The following is a 3,710-nucleotide window of genomic DNA, read 5'->3' as shown; positions in this document are numbered from 1 at the left end:
GGTCGTGGCAAGGTGGCGCGCCACATCCAGCCCGTGCTCCTCGACGAGGAGCTGGCGGCCATCAACGCGCGGCTCCTGTCGCTCATGGGGCGCGCCGTCACCCAGCCGCGCGAGGTCCGCCAGGAGCGCGCCACGCTGGAGCGCCGGCTGAACCTGGTCCGACGTCGGCGTGAGCTCATCCTGCGCACCGCCCTGCCCCCCGGCTCCGGCGTGCGCACGGCGGAGTCCGAGAGACGTCCAGGCGCCGGGTAGTTTCCGGGCCGCTAACGCGCGTCCCGCGTGCCCGTATCGGGCTCGTCGAGCGTCGGGTCCTGGTTGTCGAGGCCCTCGTCGTTCACGCCCGGCTGGAGGACACCCTCGTCCTCGTCGCGCAGGCCCTCGTTCCAGGTGTCCGTATCACCCGCGCCGCCGGTGCCGGGCTCGTCCAGCGCGCCCTCGTCCACGGTGTCGTCGTTCCCGCCACCGCCGGTACCGGGCTCCTCGAAGGTGCCCTCGAACTGCCGCACGGAGCCCGTGCCCGCGTCACCCGCGCCGCCCGTGCCGCCCTCCTCGCGCGTGGTCGTGTCGTCGCCCTCTTGCCGCCCCCGCTGCTCGTCCTGTTGCTGGAGGAGATCCTGCGGGTGCGCCTCGGCCTCCGCGCGCTTGCACCCGGTGCCCAGCGCGAGGGAGCCGGCGAGCAGACCCGCCAGTACCCGCCTCGTCTTCAGTGTCGTGGCCATCGTTCCACCTCTCGGGGTGTCCACTGCCTGACCCGAAAGGTGGGGATGCGAGCGCCGTGGACGCAGGAGGCGCCTGCTCACCCGAGCCCTCTCCAGGCCGCCCCTCAGAGGGAGGAGGCGAGGCCCTCCCGAGGTCGAGGAGATTCCGCAAGTTCCTAGGCGCGGGTTGGCCTCTCGGGTAATGTCCTCCAACGTCTCTTTGGACGTCAGGCACCATGGCATCGAAACGCACCCCTCCGGCCACCTCGCAGCAGCGAATGGATGACAAGCTGGCCCTCGCCCTCGGGGCGGCGGCGCGTGCCGCCCGGCTGCGCGCGGGGCTCACCCAGGCGGAAGCGGCCGCCAAGGTCGGCCTGGCCCCGGGCGTCTACGGCCGCATCGAGCGCGGGGGGATGATGCCCAGCGTCCCGACGCTCCGGAAGCTGAGCATCGCCCTGAAGATTCCCTCGGACACGTTGCTGAGCCTGAGTCACTCCGAGGTGACGGCCTGGGTGGATTCGCTGCCGCCCCGCGAGGAGCGCTCCCCGGATCTGCGCAAGCTGTCGCGCTCGCTGCGCAACCTGTCTCCCGCCCAGCTCAAGGTGCTCAACGTCATCGCCTCCGCGCTCGTGCGCTGAGCGTGCCCTGGAGCAGGAGGGATCACCCCACCTGACTCGATTGGTCAGCCGCATGTCGGGGTGTTGCCCCCGGTGGGGACACGTGGCTATGAGCCCTCGAGGGGAGGCGAGCACGTGCGTGTCGAGTCGATGAGTCCCGCCGGGCGCTGGTGGTACGCCCTCAAGCCGGCGAGCTGGCCCAAGGTGTTCGTCCCGGCGCTGTTCGGTCAGGCGGTGGGCGCGGCCACCGCCGGGCAGGTGTCCGCGGGAGCCCTCGTCTTCGGCGTGGCGTGGATGCTGGCCGACGTCGCCTTCATCGTGCTGCTCAACGACTGGGGCGACCGCGAGGTGGATGCCCTCAAGCGCCGCATGTTCCCTCGCGGCTGCTCCCCGAAGACGATTCCGGACGGGCTGCTTCCCGCGGGAGCCCTGCTCGCCGCCGGTCTGGGGGCGGGGGCCCTGGCACTGCTCGTGGCGTGGGGCGCCGGGGTCGCCCTGGAGCGCCCGCTGCTGCTGCCCCTCGCGGCGCTCGGCCTGGGCCTCTTCGCGGCCTACACCCTGCCGCCCCTGCGGCTCAACTACCGGGGCGGTGGCGAGCTGCTGGAGATGGTGGGGGTGGGCGGGGTGCTCCCCGCGCTGCACGCCTATTCCCAGTGTGGGGCGTGGGCTCCCGCGTGGCTGCTCGCGCTGGCGCCGGGACTGCTCGCGCTGGCGCTGTCGAGCGCCCTGGCCAGCGGGTTGTCCGATGAGGAGAGTGACCGCGCCGGGGGCAAGCGCACCTTCACCACATGGCTGGGCAACGCGGCCACCCGCCGGGGAGCGGAGGTGCTGCTGGGGCTCGGGGCCCTCCTGTGGCTCGCGGTGGCCTGGGGCGCCGGGGACGTGCCTCCCGTGTGGGTGGTGGTGCCAGCCGCGCTGCTCACGGGAGTGTTCGGTGTCCGGCTGGTCCGCGGGAGCCCGGCCGCCGTGACGAACGCCTTCGGCGCGCAGTCCGTGTACAAAGTGGAACTGCACCGCGCCATCTGGTGGGGCACGGTGGTGTTGTCGGCATTGGTGCTCGTCGCCGGAGTGGGAGGCGCGCGGTGAGAAGGCTACCGGAAGACATCCACACCGGGCTGGAGCGGTTGGCGCCCCTGTGCGGAGAGCGGGCCTCGCTGGATACGAGCCGCCCGTGCGCGCCCCTGCCCGTCGAGCTGGCGGTGCGGGTGATGGGGGACTGCTCCGAGGTGGAGCGGATGCGCGCCTTCGTCCGGGGCCTGGGCGAGGTGGTGGGCACCCTGGCGGAGGACTTCCCCGACAACATCTTCTGGGACCTCGACCACCTGGCCTGGTGCATGTGGAACGCCGGGAGGCCGGAAGCCATCGACGGCTTCGCCCGCCGGGTGGTGGTGCTGTGCCGGAGCTTCGGCAACAAGTCGGAGCTGCGCTTCCGCTACGCGCACGACTTCCTCTACGGCTACGACTGGGCCCGCTGGGTGTCGCGCCAGCCGGAGGAGCGCGCGGGCATCGGCCCCTTCGACCTGGTGTTCTTCGACTACCTGGACGCGCGGCGCCAGAAGCTCCTGGATCTCGTCGCCAACAACGATGACAAGTACGGGCAGCTCCACGGCCAGGAGTTCCGCAACCCCTTCACCTTCTGCCGCGAGCCCCGCGAGGAGGCGCACCTGCACCAGGTGCTCGCCCAGTCGGACCTCATCCCGGTGAAGGCGTGGCGGCTGGATGGCGAGCGGCGGTGGGACCTGCCCTTCACCGACCTGCGCGCCGAGGCCGCGAAGCGACTCGGGCTCTCGCGAGACTCCGCGCGGTGAGCACCGGGCTGGCGACGCTCCGGGCCTGGGTACGGGCCTCGCGGTTGCCCTCCCAGTCCTACCTCGCGCTGCCGCTGCTGCTCGGTCAGGTGATGGCCGTGCACGCCGGGGGACGCGCACTCGACCTCGCGACGCTGGTGGGCGTCCAGCTCTTCGGGTTCCTCGACCAGCTCTTCATCGTCTACGCCAATGACTGGGCGGACCAGGAGACGGATCGCCACAACCGCACGGCCACCCTCTGCTCCGGGGGCTCCCGCGTGCTGGTCGAGGGCCTGCTCCCGGCGCGGGCCCTGGGCATGGCCGCCATCGCCTGCGCGGGGGGCCTGCTGGCCGTGTCGGTGGGGCTGGCGGTGGGGAGGGGCGCGCCGCTGCTCGTGCCGCTGGCGGTGGCGGCGCTGGCGCTGCTGTGGGCCTACAGCTATCCGCCGCTGCGGCTCTCCTACCGGGGAGGCGGGGAGTTGCTGCAGATGGTGGGCGTCGCCGGGGTGCTGCCGCTCTATGGATATGTCGCGCAGGGCGGGGCGCTCGGGAGCTTTCCCTGGGCGCTCCTCGCGCTGCTGCTGCCCACGCACCTCGGCTGTGCCATC

5 protein-coding genes and 1 pseudogene are annotated in these 3,710 nt (G+C 72.5%); 5 read left to right on the top strand and 1 reads right to left on the bottom strand.

All coding sequences use genetic code 11. The features are described from left to right. A pseudogene (locus VF794_RS08340) lies at window positions 1–252 on the top strand (CapA family protein); the annotation flags it as partial. An 11-nt stretch (window positions 253–263) separates the two neighbouring features. Here the strand turns inward: VF794_RS08340 and VF794_RS08335 are convergent. After that, complete coding sequence (locus VF794_RS08335; RefSeq protein WP_331108652.1) at window positions 264–719, bottom strand: hypothetical protein; 456 nt, start codon at window positions 717–719, stop codon at window positions 264–266. A 215-nt stretch (window positions 720–934) separates the two neighbouring features. Here VF794_RS08335 and VF794_RS08330 point away from each other — a divergent pair, with 215 nt between their 5' ends. The 4 genes from VF794_RS08330 to VF794_RS08315 form a co-directional block, all read left to right on the top strand. Further along, window positions 935–1,336, top strand: a complete 402-nt coding sequence (locus VF794_RS08330) for a helix-turn-helix transcriptional regulator (protein ID WP_331108651.1) — start codon at window positions 935–937, stop codon at window positions 1,334–1,336. A gap of 114 nt (window positions 1,337–1,450) precedes the next feature. Beyond that, a complete protein-coding gene (locus tag VF794_RS08325; protein WP_331108650.1) occupies window positions 1,451–2,401 on the top strand; it encodes a UbiA family prenyltransferase in 951 nt (316 codons plus the stop codon). Next, window positions 2,398–3,123, top strand: a complete 726-nt coding sequence (locus VF794_RS08320; RefSeq protein WP_331108649.1) for a ferrochelatase — start codon at window positions 2,398–2,400, stop codon at window positions 3,121–3,123. Before VF794_RS08325 ends, VF794_RS08320 begins: the two co-directional genes overlap by 4 nt. Next, window positions 3,120–3,710: prenyltransferase (locus VF794_RS08315; protein ID WP_331108648.1), on the top strand; the 591-nt coding region annotated here is incomplete at its 3' end. The genes VF794_RS08320 and VF794_RS08315, both read left to right, overlap by 4 nt.

The organism is Archangium sp. (assembly GCF_036389735.1).
GTDB lineage: Bacteria > Myxococcota > Myxococcia > Myxococcales > Myxococcaceae > Archangium.
This window is presented reverse-complemented; position numbering and strand designations above follow the sequence as displayed.